Origin of the sequence: Streptococcus pseudopneumoniae (genome assembly GCF_001072315.1) — a bacterium.
In the GTDB taxonomy this organism is placed as follows: domain Bacteria; phylum Bacillota; class Bacilli; order Lactobacillales; family Streptococcaceae; genus Streptococcus; species Streptococcus pseudopneumoniae_R.
Genome location: NZ_JVLI01000111.1, coordinates 1 through 604 on the forward strand (window position 1 = coordinate 1; position 604 = coordinate 604).

1 pseudogene is annotated in these 604 nt (G+C 39.1%); it reads left to right on the forward strand.

From position 1 onward, the window contains the following. Positions 1 to 604 (forward strand): annotated as a pseudogene (locus tag ADH54_RS12745) (hypothetical protein); the annotation flags it as partial.

Genomic DNA, 604 nt, shown 5'->3' on the forward strand with positions numbered 1-604 from the left:
TGTAGATAATGATATGGCTGGCCATAAATTTATAACTAGTCTGCAGGAAAAGGGGATTCCAGTACAGATTGCGATTCCACCTATCCTTCAGAGAGACCAGGAGAAGGAAGATTGGAATGACTTTCTGAAGGGAGGGAATAACACTCCTAAAGAGTTAGCACATGTTTATACAGTAGATGAAAAGTCCTGGCATTATCAGGGCTTTTTTGAGAAGGAAATAGCTCTTGGAAAAGCGCAAGAGCTAACTGCAGATGATGTAAAAGCCTTTGTGTCAGATAGACAATTGACAAGGGAAGAAGTCCGTCAAGAATATACAAGGATTGTCGTTCAAGAGAAAGAAAGGAAACATACTATGTTGGAAGTACATGAAGCAGGTACAGACTTTATCACCAAACTATGGAAGAAGAAAATCCCAGTTGTCGATGCAAAACCACCAAAACGTGAAGGTCAGGAGAAGACAGACTGGAATGATGCCTTGAGAACCCAGAATCAACAGTCATTAGTTGATTTATCAGCTGTATCGGTAGAAAATGAAAAATCTTTTAATAATCCATTAGAGCTAGTTTGGGAATTACATGGAAAATGGAGAGATGAATTAGCAGAA